Annotated in this window: 20 protein-coding genes; 14 read left to right on the top strand and 6 right to left on the bottom strand. The window is 66.0% G+C overall.

What is annotated here, in order from left to right:
- Nucleotides 1-337 precede the first annotated feature (337 nt).
- Both K2U94_RS18130 and K2U94_RS18125 read left to right on the top strand, forming a co-directional pair.
- The gene (locus K2U94_RS18130) at nt 338-529 is read left to right on the top strand and encodes a hypothetical protein (protein ID WP_243068555.1); all 192 of its coding nucleotides are present in this window, start codon (nt 338-340) and stop codon (nt 527-529) included.
- A gap of 144 nt (nt 530-673) precedes the next feature.
- Nucleotides 674-1,039 (top strand): TusE/DsrC/DsvC family sulfur relay protein, encoded by a 366-nt coding sequence (locus K2U94_RS18125; protein ID WP_243068554.1) that lies wholly within the window; start codon nt 674-676, stop codon nt 1,037-1,039.
- Nucleotides 1,040-1,141: 102 nt separating this feature from the next.
- On the opposite strand, the gene K2U94_RS18120 is transcribed toward K2U94_RS18125, so the two are convergent.
- The 3 genes from K2U94_RS18120 to K2U94_RS18110 are packed head-to-tail and all read right to left on the bottom strand — an operon-like array spanning nt 1,142 to nt 3,169.
- Entirely contained in the window at nt 1,142-2,023 is an 882-nt protein-coding gene (locus tag K2U94_RS18120) for a 4-(cytidine 5'-diphospho)-2-C-methyl-D-erythritol kinase (protein WP_243068553.1), read from the bottom strand.
- Nucleotides 2,020-2,907 (bottom strand): pirin family protein, encoded by an 888-nt coding sequence (locus K2U94_RS18115; RefSeq protein WP_243068552.1) that lies wholly within the window; start codon nt 2,905-2,907, stop codon nt 2,020-2,022. The genes K2U94_RS18120 and K2U94_RS18115 overlap by 4 nt, the downstream gene beginning before the upstream one ends.
- Nucleotides 2,908-2,923: 16 nt before the next feature.
- Nucleotides 2,924-3,169: an exodeoxyribonuclease VII small subunit gene (locus K2U94_RS18110; protein ID WP_272884883.1), complete on the bottom strand. Its 246-nt coding sequence runs from the start codon at nt 3,167-3,169 to the stop codon at nt 2,924-2,926.
- A gap of 188 nt (nt 3,170-3,357) precedes the next feature.
- Here K2U94_RS18110 and cysQ point away from each other — a divergent pair, with 188 nt between their 5' ends.
- From cysQ to K2U94_RS18095, 3 genes are all read left to right on the top strand, one after another.
- Nucleotides 3,358-4,203: a 3'(2'),5'-bisphosphate nucleotidase CysQ gene (cysQ, locus tag K2U94_RS18105; RefSeq protein ID WP_243068551.1), complete on the top strand. Its 846-nt coding sequence runs from the start codon at nt 3,358-3,360 to the stop codon at nt 4,201-4,203.
- 62 nt (nt 4,204-4,265) lie between these two features.
- Nucleotides 4,266-4,835, top strand: a complete 570-nt coding sequence (locus tag K2U94_RS18100) for a DUF1134 domain-containing protein (protein ID WP_425332557.1) — start codon at nt 4,266-4,268, stop codon at nt 4,833-4,835.
- 95 nt (nt 4,836-4,930) lie between these two features.
- A complete protein-coding gene (locus K2U94_RS18095) occupies nt 4,931-5,860 on the top strand; it encodes a coiled-coil domain-containing protein (protein ID WP_243068549.1) in 930 nt (309 codons plus the stop codon).
- A gap of 10 nt (nt 5,861-5,870) precedes the next feature.
- Here K2U94_RS18095 and K2U94_RS18090 read toward each other — a convergent pair whose 3' ends face one another.
- The gene (locus tag K2U94_RS18090) at nt 5,871-7,442 is read right to left on the bottom strand and encodes a DHA2 family efflux MFS transporter permease subunit (RefSeq protein WP_243068548.1); all 1,572 of its coding nucleotides are present in this window, start codon (nt 7,440-7,442) and stop codon (nt 5,871-5,873) included.
- A complete protein-coding gene (locus K2U94_RS18085; RefSeq protein WP_243068547.1) occupies nt 7,439-8,698 on the bottom strand; it encodes an HlyD family secretion protein in 1,260 nt (419 codons plus the stop codon). Before K2U94_RS18085 ends, K2U94_RS18090 begins: the two co-directional genes overlap by 4 nt.
- A 356-nt stretch (nt 8,699-9,054) precedes the next feature.
- On the opposite strand from K2U94_RS18085, the gene K2U94_RS18080 reads away from it, so the two are divergent.
- Nucleotides 9,055-9,756: a TetR/AcrR family transcriptional regulator gene (locus tag K2U94_RS18080; protein ID WP_243068546.1), complete on the top strand. Its 702-nt coding sequence runs from the start codon at nt 9,055-9,057 to the stop codon at nt 9,754-9,756.
- Nucleotides 9,757-9,761: 5 nt separating this feature from the next.
- Here the strand turns inward: K2U94_RS18080 and K2U94_RS18075 are convergent, their stop codons facing one another.
- Nucleotides 9,762-10,562, bottom strand: a complete 801-nt coding sequence (locus tag K2U94_RS18075; RefSeq protein WP_243068545.1) for a response regulator — start codon at nt 10,560-10,562, stop codon at nt 9,762-9,764.
- A gap of 181 nt (nt 10,563-10,743) precedes the next feature.
- Between K2U94_RS18075 and K2U94_RS18070 the strand changes: the two genes are divergently transcribed.
- From K2U94_RS18070 to K2U94_RS18035, 8 genes are all read left to right on the top strand, one after another.
- Nucleotides 10,744-11,013: a NepR family anti-sigma factor gene (locus K2U94_RS18070; protein ID WP_243068544.1), complete on the top strand. Its 270-nt coding sequence runs from the start codon at nt 10,744-10,746 to the stop codon at nt 11,011-11,013.
- Nucleotides 11,010-11,570 (top strand): sigma-70 family RNA polymerase sigma factor, encoded by a 561-nt coding sequence (locus tag K2U94_RS18065; protein ID WP_243068543.1) that lies wholly within the window; start codon nt 11,010-11,012, stop codon nt 11,568-11,570. The genes K2U94_RS18070 and K2U94_RS18065 overlap by 4 nt, the downstream gene beginning before the upstream one ends.
- Nucleotides 11,571-11,656: 86 nt before the next feature.
- The gene (locus K2U94_RS18060; RefSeq protein WP_243068542.1) at nt 11,657-16,960 is read left to right on the top strand and encodes an alpha-2-macroglobulin family protein; all 5,304 of its coding nucleotides are present in this window, start codon (nt 11,657-11,659) and stop codon (nt 16,958-16,960) included.
- Nucleotides 16,957-19,065 carry a penicillin-binding protein 1C gene (gene pbpC, locus K2U94_RS18055; protein ID WP_425332535.1) on the top strand — a complete coding sequence of 703 codons (2,109 nt, stop codon included), beginning with the start codon at nt 16,957-16,959 and terminating at the stop codon, nt 19,063-19,065. The genes K2U94_RS18060 and pbpC overlap by 4 nt, the downstream gene beginning before the upstream one ends.
- Nucleotides 19,066-19,135: 70 nt before the next feature.
- Nucleotides 19,136-19,927 carry an inositol monophosphatase family protein gene (locus K2U94_RS18050; protein WP_243068541.1) on the top strand — a complete coding sequence of 264 codons (792 nt, stop codon included), beginning with the start codon at nt 19,136-19,138 and terminating at the stop codon, nt 19,925-19,927.
- A 104-nt stretch (nt 19,928-20,031) separates the two neighbouring features.
- Entirely contained in the window at nt 20,032-20,925 is an 894-nt protein-coding gene (locus K2U94_RS18045; protein ID WP_243068540.1) for a MotA/TolQ/ExbB proton channel family protein, read from the top strand.
- The gene (locus K2U94_RS18040) at nt 20,925-21,911 is read left to right on the top strand and encodes a peptidoglycan -binding protein (protein WP_243068539.1); all 987 of its coding nucleotides are present in this window, start codon (nt 20,925-20,927) and stop codon (nt 21,909-21,911) included. Before K2U94_RS18045 ends, K2U94_RS18040 begins: the two co-directional genes overlap by 1 nt.
- 7 nt (nt 21,912-21,918) lie before the next feature.
- On the top strand, nt 21,919-23,613 hold the full coding sequence (locus K2U94_RS18035; protein WP_243068538.1) for a GNAT family N-acetyltransferase: 1,695 nt from the start codon (nt 21,919-21,921) through the stop codon (nt 23,611-23,613).
- The last annotated feature ends 4 nt before the right edge of the window (nt 23,614-23,617 follow it).

Raw genomic sequence — 23,617 nt, 5'->3', positions numbered from 1 at the left:
ATCATCCTCACTAAAGCGGGCCGCCGCGGCGGACATGAATCCGCAGCAAAGGCCAGCACATATATATTGCGGTTACATAATGAATCGCATCCCGATGCAAGTGAAAGGTTTCAGCAATTTGATAAGAAGGTTCGGTAATTTGACCATTTATTGTGCGGTATGAGCGTGAAAGCATCATACGATGAATTCGCTCAAAAGGATCCGAACAATAATCCCGCTTCCGTTTTCTGCATCTCGACCGCCGCCCCGAAAGCGAACAGATTGCGTCAACATGGTCGCAAAGGCGGTCCAAGCGCGTCCGGACAGCCGGATAGGTCGGACGGCGGGTTCGAGAGGCGTGCCGGCCGATTTTGCGGATCGCTCGATTTCCCGCGTGTTCCGCGCAGGCTCCGGCTCGAACGATTGCGAACGCGTCGCCAATCTCGCTGTCAGCGCTAAAATTGCCCTGTCTCATGACGGCCAGACCAGGACGGGTGCGGCCGTATGGGTGGAAAACAACAGCGCGGGCGTCAAATTTCAATCCGATTGAGGCGATCGACCGAATGGGCGCGACGCCCTCGACCGTCGTCGGCCGCGCGAAGCAGTTGGCGCGACTCGATCGTCAGCCCTTGCGGCTTTGCGGTTTCGCTCCTAGTCTCTTCGCGTTGAGTTAAGCGCGGGGAGGAAATCCACCATGCCTTATACCAATGCCAGCCTCGCAATACCCGAATCCATGCAGGCCGCCCCCCAGGGCGACACGCATCATCTGCCGCCGTGGTCGGAAGACATTGCCCGCGACCTCGCGGCCAAGGAGGGGATCGAACTCACCCCCGAACATTGGGAAGTCGTTCATCTGCTGCGCAATCATTACCGCTTGCGCGGCCATTCGCTCACCGGGACGAAGCTGCTCCGGGCGCTCGAGGAGCCTTTCGGCATGCGCGGCGGCCTCAAGCATCTTTACGAACTGTTCCCCGGCGGGCCGGTGAGCCAGGGCAGCCGAATCGCCGGCGTGCCCGCGCCGCCCTATAGCCGCGACCTGTCCTTCGGCACCGTCGAATAAGCCTGAGGCCAATAACCCAAAGCCGAATGACGTCAAAAGACGACGTTTCAGCGCGGTTCACAATAAATTGATCGTTCCCGGAACGGACTGAACGCGCTCGACTCAACGCAGAAGCGTCGCCTTGACCCACCATTCCGGATGGCCCTGCGTTATGGCCCGGGCCGCCGCCCCGGCCTGACGGCAGGTTTCGAACAGAGCGAAACAAGTCGCGCCCGATCCCGACATGCGGGCGAGGCGGCAGCCGCGCGCGCCGCTCAGCACCGCGAGCACATGACCGACGATCGGGGCAAGGACGCAGGCCGCGTCCTCCATGTCGTTGCGCCCTTTTTTCAGCGCCCGCAGCAGACTTTCGAAATCCATGTTCGAATTGATTACGGGATGCGGGCCATAACCAAAGCTCTCGCCGGGCTTAAGGCCGAGTTTTTGGAACACGGAGCGGGTTTCGACCGGTACGCGCGGGTTGACCAGCACCGCGAACAGAGGCGGGAGCCGGATCGCGTGACCGAGCTTTTCGCCCGCGCCCGTCATCATCCGGGCGCGCGGCACGACACAGACGGGAACGTCCGCGCCGGTCGTGCGCGCCGCCGCGGAAAGCGCGGGATCGTCGAGGGCGAGGCCGTTGGCGGCGGCGAGCAGGCGCAGGGCCGCCGCAGCGTCGGCCGAGCCGCCGCCGATTCCGGCCGAGACCGGCAGGCGCTTGACGAGATGGAAGGCGCCCGTGCGCAGGCCGGGTTTTTCGGCGCGCAGCGCCCGGTCGGCCCGCGCCACCAGATTGTCGCCGCCGTCGCCGGCTTCGATCGCGGTGGGACCTTCAAGCGTCAGGTCGAAGACATCGCCCGGCGCGAAGGTCAGGAAATCGCCGGTTCCGGCGAAAGCGACGAGGCTTTGCAGGTTGTGATAGCCATCGGGACGGCGGCCTTCGATATGGAGGGTGAGGTTGATTTTCGCCGGCGCTTTCGCCGAAAGATTGTTATTGCTTGTCATAAGGCTTTCAGTTCCGGCGCGGGGATGAATTCCGGGTCGCCCGCGATCGGCTTGAAATGGCCGGCCTCCCATTCGGCGCGGGCGGCGCGAATGCGTTCGCGATTCGAGGAAACGAAATTCCACCACAGGAAGCGCGGGCCGTCCAAGGCGTCGCCGCCAAGCGCCGCGAGCCGGCTCGCCGCCTTCGCCCGCAAGGCCGCGCGCGCGCCCGGGCGGATCACCACGAGCTGGCCGGCGGCGAAGTCGGCGCCCTCGATCTCGATTTCGCCGGAGACGAGATAGAAGGCGCGCTCGTCATGGCCGGCGCAGAATTCGTAAACCGCGCCCTGGTCCAGCGCGATATCGGCGAAAAAACAGGTCGAAAAGGTTTTGACCGGCGCGCGCAGGCCATGCAGCGTTCCGACGGCGAGGCGCAGCCGGAAGCCGTCGCCTTCGAGCATGGGCAGAGCCTCGCGCGGGTGATGTTCGAAGCCGGGCTCGGTCTCCTCGAATTTCTGCGGCAGGCCGATCCATAATTGCAGGCCGCGCATGCGCCCGCCTGCGGCGCGAAAGTCTGCCGGCGACCGTTCCGAATGGACGATGCCGCGCCCGGCGACCATCAGATTGACCGCGCCGGGCGAAATCTCTTGCGCGCTGCCCAGAGAATCGCGGTGGAACAAGGCGCCATCGAGCAGGTAGGTCAGGGTCGCGAGGCCGATATGGGGATGGGGCCGCACGTCCATGCCGGCTCCAGGGGCGAAATCGGCCGGCCCCATTTCATCGAGGAAGACGAAGGGCCCGACCATGCGCCGCTGAGCCGAAGGCAGGGCGCGGCGCACGCCGAACCCGCCGATGTCCTTCGCCTGCGGAATGACCACGGCTTCGACCGAGGCGGTTTCCGGCATGGCTCCCTCCGCCAGCTCAGTCGACGTCGAGCGGCGCGACGCCGGCCGCGCCGCCCTCGGGGCCCTGAACGATCTTCTCGATTCGCGCCTCGGCGCTTTTCAACAGCGACTCGCAATGTTTCTTCAGTATTTCGCCGCGTTCATAGAGCGCAATGGACTTGTCGAGATCGACATTGCCCTTTTCGAGCGTCGAGACGATGTCTTCCAGTTCGCGCATAGCGGCCTCGAAACTCAAGTTTGCGACGTCGTCGGTCTTGCTCAATGTTCGGCCTCGTCCTGCTCGGGACGCATAATGGACCGCGCCGGCGTCCCCGCGCAAGTGTCAACCCCAGGGCCGCGGCTCCTTTTCGCCCCCGGGCGGCTGGAAAGGGCGGGCTTGAGCCTTTACATCATTCGGGCGGGGCGCCTCCGGAGGGAGCCCGCAAAAGGAAATGAGAGAAAGGCGTCGCAATGACCGACGTTGTGGCCGATGACGATGTTTTGGCTGAGCTGTTCGCAAATCTCGCGCTCGAAGCCGGCGCGGCGATCATGCGGGTCTATGAGCGCGACCCCCAGGCGCGGGCAAAAAAGGACGCAAGCCCGGTGTGCGACGCCGATGTCTTGGGCGAAGACGTCATCCTCAAGGGCCTCGCCCGTCTTGTCCCGCAAATTCCGGTGGTGGCCGAGGAGCTTTGCGAGAACGGAACATTGCCGAAAGTCGATGGCGGCCCCTTCATCCTGGTGGACGCGCTCGACGGCACCAAGGAATTCTTGCAGAAGCGCGACAGTTTCACGGTCAACATCGCCCTGATCCGCGAACGCGCGCCGGCGGTCGGCGCGGTTTACGCGCCAGCGCGCGGCGAATTGTTCCTCGCCGGAAGCGCGGCCTGGACTTTTGCCGCCACGCCGGGGAGCAAGGCTCCGCCGCGCGGGCAATGGCGGCTTTTGCGTACGCGGCCGATGCCGGAACAGAATGCGGTGGCGGTCGCGAGCCGCAGCCATCGCGACGCCGAGACCGACGCCTTTCTGGCGCGGCTGCCGGTCAGGGACGTGGTTTCGACCGGCTCGTCGATGAAATTCTGTCTGGTCGCGGCCGGCGAAGCCGATGTCTATCCGCGCTTCGGCCGCACCATGGAATGGGACATCGCCGCCGGCGACGCGGTCTTGCGCCGGGCGGGCGGTATGGCGCTCGATCTCGCCGGGGCGCCCATCATTTATGGCAAGGAGGCGCAAAGATTCGCCAACGAGCCTTTCATCGCCTGGGGCGATCCGCGCGCGGCGGCGCTTTATCCTGCGCGCGCGGCGGCGGGCGGTTAATCTCCGGTTAAGCCTCCGTCGTCAAAATTCGCGGGGGCTCAACAGGGATACTGGCCATGACGATGGTTTCTCGCCGCGCCGCCTGCGGCCTCTTTGCGGCGCTCGCCTGCGCCGCTAAAATTTCACCGGCGGCCGCGGACGGGCGGCCGATTCCCTATTCCGACAACGATTTGATCGAGAGCGGGCATCACTTTTTCGGCACGCTGTCACGCGACCTCGCCGAGGCGATCCAGTCGGCGACCCGGCGCTGGGGGCGGCCCAACGCCTATGTGCTCGGCCAGGAGGCCGGCGGCGCGCTGATCGGCGGACTGCGCTATGGCGAGGGCACGATGTACACCCGCAACGCCGGCGACCGCAAAGTGTTCTGGCAGGGTCCGTCGCTCGGCCTCGATTACGGCGCGGACGGCGACCGCACCATGATGCTGGTCTATAATCTGCCTTCGACCGAGGCGATGTACCAGCGTTTCGTGGGGGTGGACGGCGCGGCCTATCTCGTCGGCGGCTTCGGCCTCACCGCGCTCACCATCAACGGCGTCACCATCGTGCCGATCCGCACCGGCGTCGGCGCCCGGCTCGGCGTGAATGTCGGCTATCTGAAATTCACCGAGCAACCGACCTGGAATCCGTTTTGAAATCTGGCTCGCTTTACATTGCGCCGGCAAAAATGGCAGCATGCGCCGGTTTGCGGGCGCCTTAGCTCGTTCGGTCGTTTCACGGGTCAAGACAAGTGGTCGAGCAGATCGTCGATTTCGCGCTGGGCTTCGTCATTTGCGGCCTGATCGGCCTGGCTTTCCTCCCCCTTGTTTCGGCGCGGGCGCGCCGGCTCACCCTGGCGAAAATCGAGCAGCGCCTACCCATGACCTTCGACGAGATCGAGGCCGACCGCGATCTTTTGCGCGCCCGTTTCGCCGTGGAGAACCGCTCGCTTGAGGTCAGGGCGGCGGAGGCCCGCGACGGGCGCGCCGCCGAGGCCGCCGAGCTCGGCCGCCGCGCCGTCGCGGTGATGCGCGCGACTGAAAGGCTCAACGAAACCACGGCGCTCCTCAACGACCGCAATCTGCAGCTCGCGAAGTCGCTGGAATTCGGCGAAAAAACGCAAGCCGCGCTGGACGAGACGCGTGCGTCGCTCGCAGCCCGGCAGGAGGAGCTGACCAAACTGCATGGCGAGTTCGACCGCCTCGCCGAGGATCGTCAGAAGCTCGACGCCAGGGTCCGGCAATTGGAGGGCGAACTGGCGACGGCGGCCGCCGAGCTGGAGGGCGTCCGCTCGCGGCTGGAGACTTCCGAGGCGGCGCGCAAGGAAATTTCCGCTCGCGCCGACGATCTGGCCAGCGAGAACAAGGCGCTCGCCGCCGATCTCGGGGAGGCGGAGCGGCGCGCGGCGGATTTCGAGGCGCGGCGCACCCGTCTGCTCGCGAAGGTCGCCGCCGAGCGGCGCCGCGGCGAAGAGCTGGAGAGCGCCAATCTCGATTTGCGCCGCCAGATGGCGGCGCGCGCGGCGGCTGTTCTGTCTGGCGGAGTGGACGCCGACGCGAACGGCGAGCCGCCCAATGGCCTCGTCCCGGCATTCAATTCGGAACAGGAACTGCTCGATCTGCGCGAGGCGATTTCGCGGCTGGGTCGGCAGATCGCGCATCTCGATCGGGTCGAGGAATAGGTCTTACGACTTATCGGTGCCCGGCGCCGGGCGGCGGCGCGGCCGCCGGACGCCGCATGAAGGGCGCAAGCCCCGCCATCAGCAGGAAAAGCAAGGCCAGGCCGAGGAAAACGTCGGCCAGGGCCATGACGGTCGCCTCGCGGCGCGCGAGCGCGGCAAGCTGGCGCGTCGCGGCGAGCCGCGCATGGTCGCCATATTGCCCGTAAAGCGCGGTGAGGCCGGTGATGAACTCCTGCGTGCGTCCATTGCCCCAGGCGAGCGTTTCGCGCAGCCGCTCGAAATGGAGGTCGAAGCGCTTGTCGAGCGCGGTGTTGATGATGGCGAGCCCGACGGCGCCGCCGAGATTGCGGGTCACATTGAACAGGCCGGAGGCGTTTTTCAGCTTGGCGGGCGCCAGCGTGCCAAGCGCGAGATTATTGATCGGGACCATCATGAACATCAGGGAAAAGCCGCGCAGAATCTGCGGCATAATCAATTGGTCGTAGCCCCAGTCGTTGGTGATTCCGGACGAAATCGCCGCGCCCCAGGCGAAGCCGAGAAAGCCGAGGCCGATCATCAGCCGCAGGTCGATCCTGGTGAGCAAGCGCCCGACGACCGGCGCGGCGATGAACTGGCACAGGCCGGTGAGGAACATGGTCTCGCCGATCTGCTGCGCCGAAAAGCCGCGCACCCGGGCGAGATAGATCGGATAGACATAGGTCAGTCCGTAAAGCCCGATGCCGAGCACGAAGGAGGCGAGCGATCCGGTCCAGAAATTGCGGTCGGCGAAGGTCCTCAGGTCCACAATGGGATTTTCGGCGGCAAAGGCCCGCCAGAAGAAGACCAGGGCGCCGGAGGAGGAGAGGGCGGCGGCCCAGACGATCCGGCCGTCGTCGAACCAGTTCTTGGCCGGCCCCTCCTCAAGCAGATATTCGAGCGCGCCGAGGAAAAAAGCCATCGAGACGAGCCCGATCCAGTCGAAATTGCGCAAGAGGCGCAAGTCGGGCCCGTCGAAATCGATCAGAAGCCAGGCTGTCAGCGCGACGACGACACCCGGTCCGATATTGATCAGGAACAGCCAGCGCCAGGAGAACAGATCGGTGAGATAGCCGCCGACCGTCGGCCCGATCGTCGGCGCCAGCGTGGCGACCAAGCCGATGATCGCGGCGACGAGCGAGGTCTTGTTGCGTGGAAAAATCGAATAAGCGGCGGAAAAGACGGTCGGAATCATGGCGCCGCCAATGAAGCCTTGCAGCGCGCGCCAGACGATCATCTGATTGATGTTGGTCGCAAGCGAACAGAACAGGCTCATCAAGGTGAAGCCGGCGGCGGAGACCGTGAAGGTGACGCGCGTCGAAAAGGCGCGCGACAGAAAGCCCGAAAGCGGAATCATCACCACTTCGGCGACGAGATAGGCGGTCTGGACCCAGGCGACTTCGTCCGCGCTGGTGGAGAGCCCCGCCTGAATCGTGGCGAGCGAGGCCGAGACGACCTGGATGTCCAGGATCGCCATGAACATCCCGAAAACCATGACGAGAAAGGCCGCAAACCGGCGCGCCGAAAATTGCGGCTCGTCCGCGTCCGGCGTCGTCGAACCGCTCATTTGGCGGCGCCGGCGCCACCGCTGCGGGTGTCCACGTCCACCACCACCGACATGCCCGCGCGCAGCCGGTCCGAGTCAAGATGCGCCAGCCTGATCCGCACCGGAAAGCGCTGGGTGATCTTGGTGAAATTGCCGGTGGCGTTTTCAGGCGGCAGCAGGGAGAATTCCGAACCGGAGGCTGGCGCGATGCTCTCGACGACGCCGGCGACGGCCTTGCCGTCATAAGCGTCGATATAGACCTTGGCCTTCTGGCCCGGGGCGAGCCGGTCGAGCTGGGTCTCCTTGAAATTTGCCTCGACGTAATAATGGTTGTCCGGCGCGATCGCCAACAGCCGGGCGCCGGGCTGGACAAATTGCCCGGGCTCCACGACGCGATTGCCGATCGTGCCGCCGAAAGGCGCCCTGACCCCGGCGAAGCTGAGGTCGCGCTCGGCGCGGGCCTGGGCGGTGGCGAGCTCTTCGCGCATGCGTTTGGCCTCTTCGCTTTGCGATTTCAGGACGACGAGATCGGCCTTGGCGCCGGCGAGACGCGCTTCCGCGCCGGCAAACGCGGCGTCCGCCTTGTCGCGATCGGCGAGGACCTGATCGTAGCGCTGTTTCGACGCGAAATCGGAGGCCGCCAGCGAACGCACCCGGTCGAGTTCGGACTGGGCTCGCGCGCGCTCGGCGCGCGCCGCCTGAACCTGGGCCGCGGCCTGGGCCACCGCGGCGTCCTGCGCCTCGGCCTGGGCCCGGATGCGCGCAATGGTCGCGTCCTGGGTCGCGACCTTCTGGCGGGCGGCTTTCACCGCCAGGACATAATCGCCGGCGTCGATCCGGGCGAGAACCTGGCCCACCTTCACATGCTGGTTGTCCACCACCTCGACCTTCTCGACATAGCCGGAAATCTTGGGCGAAACGATCGCGAGATCGGTGCGGACATAGGCGTCGTCGGTCGAATAGATGAAACGGCCGACGGAGATATAATGCGCGAGCGCCGCGCCCCCGCAGGCGACAACCGCGAGTCCCACGATCGCCAGCCGCCAGAAACGGGCTTTTCCCGTGCGCGGCGCGTCCGCCGCCAGGTTGTCGGCGGTTCTCTGGCGCGGCTCCGCGAATGGCCGCACCACGGTTGCGTCGGCGACATGGCCTGGTTTCGCTCGCAATCGCGACAGCCGGGCAAGATCGATGGGCGCGTCCGCTTCGGCGGGTTCACGCGCATCGGCGTCTTCTCGACGGTGGTGGGAATCGGGAGGACGGCCGGCTGATTCGCTCATAAAAGACCTCGCCGGAAAAACGCCTGGTTCGGGTTAATGCTTTTTGGGCCTGCCGCGGCGGCGAGGCCCGAACGGGTAAGTGCAAAAAATGCCTTGAATTGCCTTGGATCCAATGATCGCGGCCGGTGCGGGCGCGGGCGAAATCGTGACACGCGAAGGGTGAATTTTCTATGATTATTTTATGTGCAACCGAACCGTTCGGTCAATATTTTTTTTCCGCCCGCGTCTTGGCCGGGCTATAAAGAAACCATAATTGGGAATCGTCGCGGTGGCCCGTAACGCGCTTGAGATCAAGGTCTTGCCTGACCGGTCGGGCGGGTGCGGGACCGGCCGCGACGGCGAGAGAGGCTCCTGACGTGAGCAGGTTGGAAAACCACGAACAGTTCAAGGCCTCCGCCGATGACGGCGGCCTCGACAGGCTTCCCGCCAGATTACAGGCGAGATCGCCCGGCGAGGCCAAGATGCGCCAGATTCTGGACGGCGCTCGCCGCGTTTTCCTCGCCGACGGCTTCGACGGCGCCAGCATGAACGACATCGCCCGCGCGTCCGGCGTTTCCAAAGGCACGCTCTATGTTTATTTCCCTTCGAAAAACGATCTGTTTTCCGCCCTGATCCGTTCGGACCGCGCGATGCAGGCCGAGCAATTGTTCCAGTTCGGCCCCAGGGACGACGATATCCGCGCGGTTCTCACCCGGATCGGCCTTGGCCTGATGCGCAATATGTGTCACGGCGAGCATCTTGCCCATATGCGCATGGTGATCGGCGCGGTCGGCAAATATCCGGAAATCGGCAAGGCGTTTTACGAGGCGGGGCCGAAAGCGGGCGCGGAGCGCCTTGGCGCCTGGCTCGCGGGGCATAAAAAATGCGGCCGGATCGCGGTAAAAGATCCGGCGCTGGCGGCGGACCAGTTCATTCAGCTCTGCCAGGCGGGCTATTTCAAAGCAGCCCTGTTCTGCGCCGCCGAGCCTGACGACGACGCCGCGATCCACGCCGCAGTCGCGGCGGCGGTCGAGGCTTTCCTGCTCATTTGCCGCTGCGCGGCGGCGGACGAAGGCTGAACCGCTCAGGCCGAGCGCCGTTGCGCGGGCCGCGCCATCTCGTTGAAGAACAGCGCCTGGCTGACGATGGCTTTCACGGTTTCGGCGCGGAACGGCTTGGAGATCAGGAAAGCCGGCTCCGGCTTGTGCCCGGTCAGCAGCGATTCCGGATAAGCGGTGATGAAGATCACCGGAACGCCCATGCTTTCCAGGATTTCATTGACGGCGTCGAGCCCCGAACTGCCGTCGGCGAGCCGGATGTCGGCGAGCACGAGGCCAGGCCGGGTCGCCCGCGCGAGCGTCACCGCCTCGGCGCGGGTGCGCGCCATGCCGACGACCTTGTGCCCGAGGCTTTCGACCAGCGTCTCCAGATCCATGGCGATCAAAGGTTCGTCCTCGATGATCGCCACGGTCGAGGCCACCTGCGCCCCGATCTCGCGGCCGGCGGCGGCGACCAGCCGCTCCAGTTCCGCGGGCTCGACCCCGAGGACGCGCGCCGCGCTTTCCGCGTCGAAGCCTTCGACCGCGGTCAGGAGGAAGGCCTGACGCGGCAGGGGCGTGATCGCCTCCAGGCGCCGGTCGGTCAGGTTCGCCTCTTTCGTTTCGCCCGGTTCGCTATTGATCGGCATGGCGTTCCACAGGCGCGAGAACAGGCGGTAGATTTCCTCGCGTGGCTCGGCGTCGCGATTGAACACGGAGGTATCCGTCAGCAGCGCCTCGAGAAGGGCCGAGACATAGGCGTCGCCGCTCGCCTGCGAGCCCGAAAGCGCGCGGGCGTAGCGGCGCAGGAAGGGAATCTGTGGACCGATCAGACTGGACAGGGACATGAAGGGCCTCAAAGGTGCGGTCTCGGGTGTGATCATGGGCGTAGCAGTATCGTAGCGCGAAAATTTCTCACATTATAGATCAACGGGAACAAATCTGCGCGAGCGGCGTTTAACGCCGGATGTCCGGGCGGGAGCCTCAGTTCTCGACGACGCCCTCGGAAACTGCAAGGATCGGCGCCTGATGAGCGAGAGCGATAATGACGAAAATAAGGTCGAACCGACGCTTGAACCCCTCCTCCAGGCCCATATCGGCAAACAGTTGCGGAACATGTATGAGGCCATGACCCGGGAGCCCGTGCCCGAGAGGTTCAAGCTTCTGCTCGACCAGCTCGAGGCGGGCGAGAACCCTGACGGGCATGTCCAAGTGAACGCCAGGAAGGAAAACGCCCGGAAAGAGAACGCCCGGAAGGACAAAGCCAGGGCGGGGGCTAACAAGGCTGGCGCCGCATGAACGAAAAGGCCAGGCTCAGCCTGAAGAGCAAGCTTCTCGCGGAGTTGCCGTCCTTGCGCGCCTTCGCGCTTTCGCTCGCGGGGTCGAGCGACGGCGCCGACGATCTCGTGCAGGACACATTGATGAAGGCCTGGGCCAACGCCTCTTCCTTCGCGGAAGGGACCAATATGCGCGCCTGGCTCTTCACCATCATGCGCAACACCTTCTTCAGCAAATATCGCAAGTCGCGCCGCGAAGTGCAGGATGTGGACGGCGAGGCCGCCGCGCGGCTGGTCGCCATGCCCGACCAGCTTGCCCATCTCGATCTCGCCGACTTCCGCGCCCGGCTCGAACGCCTGCCGGCCGACCAGCGCGAGGCGCTCATCCTGATCGGCGCCTCCGGCTTTTCCTATGAGGAGGCGGCCGAAATCTGCGGCTGCGCGGTCGGCACCATCAAGAGCCGCGTCAACCGCGCGCGCCGGCGCCTCATGGATCTGCTCGCGCTGTCGTCGATCGACGATTTCGCCGCCGATCCCGAACTGACGGACAGCGTCGCCGCCGTCCGCTTCGGCGAGTAGTCGCCGCAAATTTTGCGTCTTGCAGGCGCCGCCGCGGCTTGCCATTCTAGGCCCGATCCCGCCCGCTTTCCCGGGAGGATGCGGTCATGAGTCTCTTTTCCCGCCTTCGCGCCGCCTTTCTCGTCATTTTCTTTGCGTCATCCTGCGCTTTCGCGGCCCAGAAGCCGCAAGTCCCCGTTCTTCAAGCGCCAGCTCTTCAAGCCCAAGGTCTCCAAAACCGGGTCGTCAAACCCTACGCCAACGGCGACCTTTCGAGTTCGGCGACGCGGCTGGAGCAGACGCTCGCCGACGACAGCGCGGAGCTGCGCGCCCATGTTTCGCTGTTTGATTTGCGCAGGCAGGCGGTCGCCCTGGGCCAGAAGGGGGGCGTGGCCAAGACACTGCCGGTTCTCGGCGCGATCGTCGCGGCCGCGCCCGACAGCGTCGCCGACTGGCTGTTGTTCGCCCGCGCCTCGCTCGCCGCCTCGGGGCCGAAAAGCGACCAGTCCGACGCGCTCAAGGATCAGGCTCAGGCGGCGGCCTTCGCCGCCTATCGCCACGCCCGCGTCAAGACCGAGGAGGCGGCGGCGTTGGCGTTGATCGGCGAGATTTTCGCCAGCCGCGAATCCTGGCGCGACGCCCTTAACGCCTATCGCGCCAGCCTCGACGCCTTCGCCTTGCCGCCGGTGCAGAAAACCTATGCCGATCTGCGCGAGAAATACGGCTTTCGCGCGCTCGACTATAAAATCGACAATGAATCGGCCAGTCCGCGCGTCTGTTTCCAGTTTTCCGAGGATCTTGCGCGCGGCCGCGGCGATTTCTCGCCTTACGTGACGCTCGACGGCCGCAGCGACGCCGCTGTCTCCAGCGAGGAGCGCCAGATCTGCGTCGAGGGCCTGAAACACGGCGAACATTATCATATCGCCCTGCGCCGGGGCCTGCCCTCGGCGGTCGGCGAGAGCCTGCCGCGCAATCTGGACTATGTCGTCTTTGTCCGCGACCGATCGCCGCAGGCCCATTTCACCGGACGCAATTACGTTCTGCCGCGCATCGGGCCGGAGGGAGTGCCGATCGTTTCGGTGAACACCGCCAGGGTCAAGGTCCGGATTTTCCGGATTGGCGACCGCAACCTGTTGCCGACCGTCAGCTCCGAGGATTTTCTGGCTCAGCTCTCGGCGATGCGCCTGAAACAATTCGGCGATCGCGACGGAGAGAAAATCTGGTCCGGGACGCTCGACGTTAAATCCGAGCTCAATCAGGATGTTGTCACCGATTTTCCCGTTCTCGAAGTTCTCGGCCGGCCGCAGCCCGGCGTCTATGTGATGAGCGCCGCGGCGAGCGACGATCTTTCCGCGAGCAATGACGACGAGGACGATTACAGCCTGCGCGCCACCCAATGGTTCGTCGTCTCCGATCTGGCGCTCACCGCCTTGAGCGGCCGCGACGGCGTGACCGTTCTGGCGCGTTCGCTGGCGACCGCCGAGCCCAAGGCCGGCGTCGATGTACGGCTGATCGCGAAAAACAACGAGCTTCTGGCGAAAGCGGTCACCGACGCCAAGGGCGAGGCTCGTTTCGCGCCGGGATTTTCGCGCGGGCAGGGCGGGCTCGCGCCGGGGCTCGTCATCGTCAGCGACGGCAAGGCCGATTACGATTTCCTCAACCTCCAGCAGAACGCTTTCGACCTCACCGACCGCGGCGTGAAAGGCCGTGACCCGCCCGGCGCGCTCGACGCCTTCGTCTATGCCGAGCGCGGCGTCTATCGCTCCGGCGAAACCGTCCATCTCGCGGCGCTCCTGCGCGACGCCGGCGGGATCGCCGCCGCCGCGCCCCTGACCATGGTGGTCAAGCGTCCCGACGGGGTGGAATTTAAACGCGCCTCTTTGCCCGACCAGGGACTTGGCGGCCGGGCGTTCGACGTCGTCCTGCCGGCGGACGCCGCCTCGGGCGGCTGGACCGTTCAGGCCTTTTCCGATCCGAAAAGCCCAGCGATCGGCGAGACCGGCTTCCTGGTGGAGGATTACGTCCCCGAGCGCCTGGACATGGTCCTGACCCCGAAATCGGCCGCCGCTCGTCCCGGCGAGACGACCCGGATCGGCGTCGCGGTGCGCTATCTCTATGGCGCGCCGGGCGCCAATCTGATCGTCAATGGCGATGTCGAGATCGACGCCGCGGGCGACCACGGCCTGCCGGCGCTGAAAGATTATGAAGCCGGCGTGGCGGACGAGGATTTTTCGCCGGTCAAGAACGAACTCGACGACGCGCCGACGACCGACGCCAAGGGCGAGGCGGTGCTCAAGGTCGATATTCCCGCGGTCAAGGCGACGAGGCCGCTTGAGGCCAAGATCGCCGTGCGGGCCGGCGAGGCGGGCGGCCACGCCATCGAGCGCCTGGCCTACCTGCCGCTGCTGCCGTCGGGTGGCCTGATCGGGGTGAAGAAGGATTTCGCCAATCTGTCGGAAGGCTCGCGCGCGCGTTTCGACGTGATCGCGGTCGGACCCGATGGTTTGCGGACGACGCGGCGCAATGTCCGTTGGTCGCTCTATCGCATCAGCAACGATTACCAATGGTACAAGCAGGACGGGCGCTGGAATTTCGAACAAATCAAATCCTCGCGCCGGGTCGCCGATGGCGCGGTCGATCTGACGCCTGACGCGCCGGCGAAAATCGCGGCTGTGGTCGGCCTTGGCCAATATCGCCTCGATCTGCGCGACGACGATCCGAAAGACCTGCAGACCTCGGTGACTTTCGACGTCGGCTGGTCGGGCGAGGCCAAGGCGGAGACGCCCGACCGGCTCGACGTGACCCTCGACAAGCCGGCCTATGCCGCCGGCGAGACCATGAAATTGAAAATTTTCGCACGCAGCGATTCCACGGCCACAATCGCCGTGCTCGGCGACGGCGTGAAGGCGACGCTCGACGCCGATCTCAAGAAAGGCGACAATGAAATCGCTTTGCCGGTCGGCAAGGATTGGGGCGTCGGCGCCTATGCTCTGGTCCTTGCTCATCGCCCGCTCGACAAGGCGGCGGGGCGCATGCCCGGCCGCGCCATCGGGCTCGCGTGGTTTGCGGTCGATCCCGCCGCGCATCGCCTGGATATCGCGCTCAACGCGCCGGAGCGGTCGCGCCCGCGCGGAAAACTCGAATTGCCGATCGAGCTCGCCGGCCTCGCGGCGGGTGAAGAGGCCTATGTCACGGTGGCGGCGGTCGATGTCGGCATTCTCAACCTCACCCGCTACCAGACCCCCGACCCGCGCGAACATTTCTTTGGTCAGCGCGCGCTTTCGACCGAAATCCGCGACATTTACGGCTATCTGATCGACGGCCTGCAAGGATCGCGCGGAAGAATCCGGTCGGGGGGCGATTCCGGCGGCGAGGAGACCTCCGCGGAAAAGCCGAACCAGGAGCCTTTGGCGCTCTATTCGGGCGTCGTGCGCGTCGGGCCGGACGGCAAGGCCAAGGTTTCGTTCGATCTGCCCGCCTTCAACGGGACGGTTCGCGTCATGGCCGTCGCCTGGTCGAAGAACCGGACCGGCTCGGCCTCGGCCGACGTGATCGTGCGCGACGCGGTAGTGGTTCAGGCCAGCCTGCCGCGCTTCCTCGCCCTCGATGACCAGTCGCGGCTCAACCTGCGCTTCGACAATGTCGAAGGCGCGGCCGGCGACTACCAGTTGAGCGTCGATCTTCACGGCCCCCTCGCAAGCGACGACGCCGCCCTCCGTCAGACGATCAAGCTCGGCGTCGGGGCGAAAGCCTCGGTCGACATCCCGCTGCGCGCGACCGGCGTCGGCGCGGCTTCGCTCGACGTGAGGCTGACCGGGCCGCAATTCGAGGCGACGCAAAGCCTCGCTCTCAACGTCGAGCCGGGGACGAGCGCCCTGGTAGAGCGCAGCTTCCACGATCTGCAACCGGGCGAAAGCCTGGTGCTGTCGCGCGATCTGCTCGCCGAATTCATCCCAACGACCGGCGCGGTCACCGCGAGCGCGTCGCCGCTCGGCGCGGTGGATGTCGCGGGCCTCCTCACCGCCCTCGACGTCTATCCCTGGTTCTGCTCGGAGCAGACGGTGAGCCGCGCCATGCCCTTGCTCTATTTAAGCAAGCTTCCGGGCGCGGAGCGTCAGGCGATCGAGGGCGATATTCCGTCGCGGGTCAACCGCGCCATCGCGATTCTGCTGTCGCGGCAGGATTCGAGCGGCGGCTTCGGCCTGTGGTCGGCGGAAGGCGGCGAGGACCTGTGGCTCACCGCCTTCGTGAGCGATTTCCTGACCCGCGCGCGCGAAAACAAATATGCCGTGCCGCAGCGCGCGATGGATCAGGCGCTCGACCGGCTGCGCAATTTTGTCGTCAACGCCTCCGACGTGAAGGCGGAGAACAGCGCGGCGCTCGCCTATGCGCTCTATGTGCTGGCGCGCAACGGCCGTCCCGTGGCGGGCGATCTGCGCTATTTCGTGGACGCGCGGCTCGACGCCTTTGCTACGCCCTTCGCGCGCGCCCAGCTCGCGGCCGCCTCGGCCCTGATCGGCGATCGCGCGCGGGCGGCAAAGACCTTCAACGCCGCGAGCGCCGCCTTGCAGACGGCCAAAACCTCCGCCCTCTCGCGCGCCGACTACGGCTCGCTGCTGCGCGACGGCGCCGGCCTGCTGACCCTGGCGTCCGAAAGCCAGGCGGATCAGGCCGTCATCCTCAAGACGGCCCAGGTCGTGGACAGAGCCGCCGCCGCGACGCCCCACGCCTCGACCCAGGAGGAAAGCTGGATGGTGCTCGCCGCGCAGGCTTTTGGCGCACAGGCGGAGGCGCAAAACTTCGTGATCGACGGCGCGGAGCACAAGGGCGTCTTCGCCATGCGTTACGACGATTCCGTGCTGACCGCGAAAAAGGTGACCATCGTCAATCGCGGTCAGGCGCCGGTGCGGCTCGCGATCAGCGTGTCGGGCCGCCCCGTCGCCAAGGCGCCGGCGGAATCGCATGGCTATCGGATCGAGCGCGGCTTCTACCGGCTCGACGGGACGCCGGTCGCGCCCAATGAGATCAAGCAGAACGATCGGCTGGTGGTCGCGCTGAAGATCACCGAGACGGAGGCGGCTTTTGCCCGGCTGATTCTCGAAGACCGTCTGCCGGCAGGCCTCGAGATCGACAATCCCAACCTCTATGACGGCGGCTCGGCCGAGGGGCTGGAATGGGTCAAGGCGACGGTCACGCCAACCCATACCGAATATAAGGACGATCGTTTCGTCGCCGCCTTCGAGCGCAGCGGTTCGGACAAGGCGACTTTCGCGGTCGCCTATATTGTACGCGCGGTGACGCCGGGAACCTATGTGTCGCCGCCGGCGACCATCGAGGACATGTACCGGCCCGAACGGTTCGGACGCACCGGCTTTGGCGGGGTCGAGATTTCGGCGGGCGGGAAGAAGTGAAAGCGGAACGCCGGCGCCTGTGGCTCTATGCCGCCGTTGCGACCTCGTTTCTCGGTCTGGCGGCGCCGATCGCATGGCTCAACGCGCAACGCGCGTTGGGCCCGCTCGATCTTTCCGCCCTCGACCAGGTTTCGTCCGTGGCGCTCGACCATGACGGCCGGCTGCTGCGGGCTTTCGAGACCCCGGACGGGCGCTGGCGCCTGCCGGTCCATGCCAGGGACGTCGATCCGCGCTTTTTCGTCCTGCTGAAAGCCTATGAGGACAAGAGATTCGACCACCATCACGGCGTCGATTTCCCGGCCCTTTTGCGCGCCGCCTGGCAATTCGTCCGCTTTCGCCACATCGTTTCCGGCGGCTCGACCTTGACCATGCAGGCGGCCCGCCTGCTGGAGCCGAGGCCGGACCGCAACCTGCTCGCCAAAGCGCGCCAGATCCTTCGCGCCCGACAGCTCGAAGGGCGGTTCAGCAAAGAACAGATCCTCGACATCTATCTCGCGCTCGCGCCCTATGGCGGCAATCTCGAAGGCCTTCGCGCCGCAAGCCTTGCTTATTTCGGCAAGGAGCCGCGCCGTCTCAGCACGGCGGAAGCCGCTCTGCTGGTCGCGATCCCCCAGTCGCCCGAAGCCCGGCGCCCCGACCGCAACGCCAAGGCCGCGCGCGCCGCCCGCGACCGGGTGATCGACCGTGCCGTCGCCGCCCATGCGCTCTCGCCGAGCGAAGCGGCGCGCGCGAAATCAGAGCCGCCGCCGCTCACGCGGAAACCTTTCCCCAATCTCGCGCCGCATGTGACCGAGGCGCTCGCCCGCGCTCATCCCGGGCGCAGGATTTTGCATCTGACGCTTGACGCGCCCTTGCAGGGGAGCCTCGAACGCCTGGCCCGCGATCGCGCCGGGCGGCTGGGGCCGAAGCTGACCATGGCGATCCTGGTCATCGACAACGCCAGCGGCCGCATTCTCGCCCATGTCGGCAGCCCTGATTATTTTTCCAAGGCGCGCGCCGGCGCAATCGACATGACCGAAGCCCTGCGCTCGCCGGGCTCGACCCTGAAACCCTTCATCTACGCCATGGCCTTCGGCGACGGCCTCGCCCATCCCGAGACCCTGCTCGACGACGCGCCGACCCGCTATGGCGCGTGGAAGCCGACCAATTTCGACGACAAATTCCATGGCGCGGTCACCGCGCGCGAGGCCTTGCAGCTCTCGCTCAACCTGCCGGCGGCGCAAGTGCTCAACGCCGTCGGCCCGGCGCGCTTCGTCGCCCGCATGCGCGGCGCGGGCCTGCCGCTCGTTTTGCCCCGCGATTCCGACGCCGGCCTCGCCATCGGGCTTGGCGGCGTCGGGGTGCGGCTGCGCGATCTCGCCCGCGCCTATGCCGCTTTTCCGCGCGGCGGGCTTGCGCCGGAGCTCATCGAGAGCCTGGACGACCCGCCGCCGCGCCGGCCATGGCAAAGAATCGCCGAGCCCGGCGCCGCGTGGCAGGTCGCGGACATATTGCGTTTCGCTCCGCCGCCCGACAATGGCTCGACCGGCCGCATCGCCTTCAAGACCGGCACGTCCTATGGCTATCGCGACGCCCTGGCGCTTGGATTCGACCGCGCCCACACCGTCGCGGTCTGGGTTGGACGCGCCGACAATGGCGCGGTCGCCGGGCTGATCGGCCGCCGGGTCGCGGCGCCGATCCTGTTTTCCGCCTTCGCCCGCATCGGCGGGCCCAACGAGCCTTTGCCGCGCCCGCCCGGCGTTCTCGTCGCGACCACCGCCCATCTGCCGCCGCCCTTGCGGCATCTGCGCCGCGAGGCGCCGAAAATCCTGGCGGCGACCTTTTCCAATCCGCTCAGGATCACTTATCCGCCGGACGGCGCCCGTGTCGACCTCGGCCTCCTTCATGCCGCGGCCGGGCGGGATCGGCCCGAACTCGCGCTCAAGGCGCAGGGCGGCGCCCCGCCGCTGACCTGGATGATCAATGGCGCGCCGCTCAAAGAGGACCCGGACGCCCAGAACCAGCGTCATGACGCAAGCTGGACGCCCGACGGCGCGGGCTTCGCTCGCGTTTCGGTGATCGACGCCAATGGCGCCGGCGACAGCGTGCTGGTGCGGCTTGAATAAAGATTGACCTTAACGGCGCGCCGGGGCATGTCAGCCTCCTACTTTCGACGGACTGCCCGGACTCCACTCCATGATCAATTCCGCCCTGATGAATGTGATGACCTCGGCCGCCCTCAAGGCCGGGCGCGGTCTGAAGCGCGATTTCGGCGAGGTCGAAAATCTCCAGGTTTCGGTCAAGGGGCCGGGCGACTTCGTCACCATCGCCGACAAAAAGGCCGAAAAAGTCATTTTCGACGAATTGTCCAAGGCCCGGCCCGGCTATGGCTTCGTGCTGGAGGAGGGGGGAATCGTCGAAGGCGCCGACAAGAGCCATGTCTGGCACGTCGATCCGCTCGACGGCACCACCAATTTCCTCCACGGCCTGCCGATCTTCGCGGTCTCGATCGGGCTGGAGCGCGAGGGCCAGATGGTCGCGGGCGTGATCTACAATCCCGCGACCGACGACCTGTTCGTCGCGGAAAAAGGGCATGGCGCCTATTACAACAACCGCCGCATCCGCGTCGCCGCGCGCCGCGACGTGGCGGAGGGCCTGATCGCCACCGGCATCCCGCCGCTCGGCAAGGCCGCGATCCATCCGCGCTTCAAGGCGGAGCTGGCCTCGGTCATGACCCGCGCCGGCGGTGTCCGCCGGCTGGGCGCCGCCGCGCTCGACCTCGCCTTCGTCGCCGCCGGCCGTTTCGACGGCTTTTGGGAGCGCGGCCTGAAAAGCTGGGACATGGCGGCGGGCCTGGTTTTGGTGCGCGAGGCCGGCGGCTATGTCACCGACGCCGACGGCGGGACCGATATTTTCGGCGCCGGCTCGGTGTGCTGCGGCAACGAACACATCCACAAGCAATTGCTCGATCTCGTCAAAAAGGCCTGACCCGTCTTAGAATCGGCGCAAGTTGTGCGGCGAACGGCCAGATTCGTCTTGAAATTCCCCTGACGTTGCGATCAACCTAGGTCCAACGAACAGAGAGCGCCGAGATGTCGGACAAAGACGCCTATCGCCTGTCCTCGCCTGCCATTTTCCTCGTGCGCATGGCGGTCTTCCTGATTCTGGTCGGCTTCGTCGTCGTCATCCTCCATCGGCCGATCCGAACCGCCTTCATGGCCAATCCCGGCCTCAACAGCGTCATCGTCGCGGCCGCCGCGCTCGGCGTCTTCATCGCCATAGGTCAGGTCGCGCGGCTTTTCCGCGAGATCGCCTGGGTCAACGCCCGCGAAAACGGCGCGGCGGTGAAGCCGCCGGCGCTGCTCGCGCCCATGGCGCGGATCGTCGGGACCGAGGGCAAGGCGCCGCTGTCGCCGCAGATCCTGCGCCTCGTGCTCGATTCGGTCGCAACCCGGCTTGACGAGAGCCGCGAGACCTTGCGCTATCTCACCGGCCTTCTCGTCTTTCTCGGCCTGCTCGGCACCTTCTGGGGTCTGTTGGAGACGGTCGGTTCGATCGGCGGGGTGATCGGCTCGCTCCAGGGCGGCGGCGAAACCGCTTCGCTGTTCAACGACCTCAAATCCGGCCTCGCCCGTCCGCTCGCGGGCATGAGCCTCGCCTTCACCTCGTCCCTGTTCGGCCTGGCCGGGTCGCTGGTGCTCGGCTTTCTCGATCTTCAGGCGGGGCAGGCGCAGGGCCGGTTCTATACCGAGCTGGAGGACCGGCTCTCCGCCGATGTCGAGGCCGCGCGCGCGCCGCAGCAGCCCGGATCGGACGCCAGCGAGGCGCTGGAGGGGCTCGCCACCGGGGTCCAGGCCCTGGTGCGCCACATGCGCCAGGAGCAGCAGATGATCCGCGACTGGGTCGAGGCCCAGGCCGATCGGCAGGCCCGGCTGCAGGCGGCGCTCGAAGCGCATCTGGTGAGCGAGAAGCAGGAGCCGCGCTGATGCCGCTCTCCCGCGCGCGCCGCCGCCCGGCGGCGATGAATTACTGGCCGGGCTTCGTCGACGCGCTCTCGACCCTGGTCCTCGTCTTCACCTTCCTGCTCTCGGTCTTCGTCGTCGCGCAATATTATTTGTCGCGCGACGTCGGCGGCAAGGATGCGGCGCTGGCGCGGTTGAACAAGGAAATCGAGGAGCTGACCTCGATCCTCTCGCTCGAAAAAGGCGGCAAGACACAGGTGGAGCAAAGTCTCGCCGCTCTCACCGCGACGCTCGAAGCCACCCGCAAGGAGCGCGACGCGCTGGCCGCGGGCGCGGGTGCGGCGGCGACCAGTCTCGATGCGGAAAAGCAGCTTTCCGCGCGGGCCGCGGCGCGGGTCGATCTTCTCAACGCCCAGATCGCCGCCCTGCGCCGCCAGCTCGCCGCGGTGCAGGAGGCCCTTTCCGCGCAGGAATCGAAGAACAAGGAGAGCCAGGAGCGCATCGCCGATCTCGGGTCGAGGCTCAATGTCGCGCTCGCCGAGAAGGTGCAGGAGCTGGCGCGCTACCGCTCGGATTTCTTCGGCCGCCTGCGCGAGATTCTCTCCGACCGGCCGGACGTCAAAGTGGTCGGCGACCGCTTCGTCCTGCCGACCGAAGTCCTGTTCCAGACCGGCCAGGCCGATCTGACGCCCGAGGGCAAGGCGGAAATCGACAAGGTCTATGTCGCGCTGAGCGCGGTGGCGAAAGAAATCCCGCCGGAAATTCCCTGGGTCCTGCGGGTGGACGGCCATACCGACAAGCGGCCAATCTCGTCGCCGCAGTTCAAGTCGAACTGGGATCTTTCCGCGGCCCGCGCCATCGCCGTCGTGCAATATCTGATCGCCAAAGGCTTTCCGCCGCGGCATCTGCTCGCGGGCGCCTATGGGCAATATCAGCCGATCGACAATGGCGACAGCGAGGAGGCTTTGCGCAAGAACCGCCGCATCGAGCTGAAGATCACGGACCGATAGTCCGGCGATGAGTCTTTCGCTGCGTCCCTATGGCGAAGCCGATTGGCCCGGATTGCTGGCGCTGTGGGTGGAGACCTGGAGCCGGACCCGCCCCGGGATCGATTTCGCGGCGCGCGCGCCCTGGCTCGCCGAGCTTTTCGCGAATTCCCTGGCCCAGGGCGCGCATATCGTCGTCGCCGAGGATGAAGAGGGGCCGGCCGGATTCGTTCTGTTCGATCCGGCGCGGGGCTGGCTGGAGCAGATCGCGGTCGCGGCCCGCTCTCTTGGCTCCGGCGCCGCGCAAGCCTTGATCGGCGGCGCCAAACAGGGCTGTCCTACGGGACTGGGGCTTGAGGTCAACGCCGACAATTTTCGCGCCCTGGCCTTCTATCGTCGCGAGGGTTTTCGCCGCGTCGCGGAAGGCCGCAATCCGTTGTCCGGCCTGCCGACCTTGATCCTCTGCTGGCGGCCCTTATCTCAGCATGACGCTCATAGACTGGAAACGCCGCCCGCAATGACTCTTCACGCCAATCCGCTCGCCAGTTCCGAGAAGGGCCGCATTGTCGTTCCGCCCACGGTCCATCCGCTTGAAAACCTGCTCCAGCTCGATGCGCGCGGCCTGCTCGACGCCATGCGCGACAGTCAAAGGCGCGATTTTCTGGCCATGGTCGCCGACATCGAGGCGCCTCAGTCCCAATTGCATCGCCTGTTCGCCGCTTTGCGGGACCAGGCGCCTGCCGGCAATCCCCTCCACGACATCGCTTTGTTCCGGCCCGGTGCGCTCGCCGGGCTTTTCCTTGACCTGCACGACCATGTGATGAGCCATCCGGTCTGGCTGCATCCCTTTTTCGTGCGGGTGTTCGAGGGGCGCGCCACGCTCGATGAGCTGCGCGTCTTCGCTGTCCATTATTTCAACCAGATCAAGAACACCCGCCAATGCGTCGCCGCCGCCATCGGCCGCTTCCACGGGTTGATGGGCCTCCCCTATGGCCCGCTCAACGAGCGCGTTTCGGAAATCACCCAGATTTCGCTCGCCCAGCTCGTCGCCGACGAATATGGCGTCGGCGCGCATGAAGTCGCCGATTATCCGCCGCTCGGCCATCTGTTGCTCGCCAAGACCCATATCGCCATGTACCGCCAGTTCTTCGAGGGCTTGGGCGTTCCGGTCGAAGCGCAGGACGCGCCCATGCTTCCCGGCGTCGCCGACAATGTCCTGACCCAGCGCCTGCTCGCCGCCGATAAGGTCTTTACGCCTTTGGAGGCGCTCGCTTCGGTGGGCCTGGGAATGGAATGGGGCGTGCCGGAATTTTTCAGCTTGCTGGTCGGCGGCTTCATCCGCGTCGCGCAGCGCGAAAAGCTCGATCTGACGCCGCACCATCTCGAAGTCTTCATCGCCCATGTCCGCTATGACATATTGCACGCCATTTCGGTCATGCTGGTGACTTCGCTCCACATGCGCGGCGAGGACGACATTCTTGCCGTCAAGGGCGCCTGCAACACTCTCATGGCCAGCCGCTACGGCATGATGACGGAGCTTTACGGCAAGGTTTTCGGCGAAGCTTGCCCGGCGCTCGCCGATATCGATCTCGAAGCCCGCTACCGTCTGCGCGACCGGCGCATCGAGCACGCTTTATGCGCCGCCCGGCGCGACATCGCGCCGGAGGCTGTCATCGGCGCCGAGACCTGGCGTGCGAGCGAAAAGACGCCGTTCGTTTTCGCCTAAGGCC

This window comes from Candidatus Rhodoblastus alkanivorans (genome assembly GCF_022760755.1).
In the GTDB taxonomy this organism is placed as follows: domain Bacteria; phylum Pseudomonadota; class Alphaproteobacteria; order Rhizobiales; family Beijerinckiaceae; genus Rhodoblastus; species Rhodoblastus alkanivorans.
The sequence above is the reverse complement of the archived record's forward strand: the minus strand, read 5'-3'. Positions and strand labels throughout refer to the sequence as shown.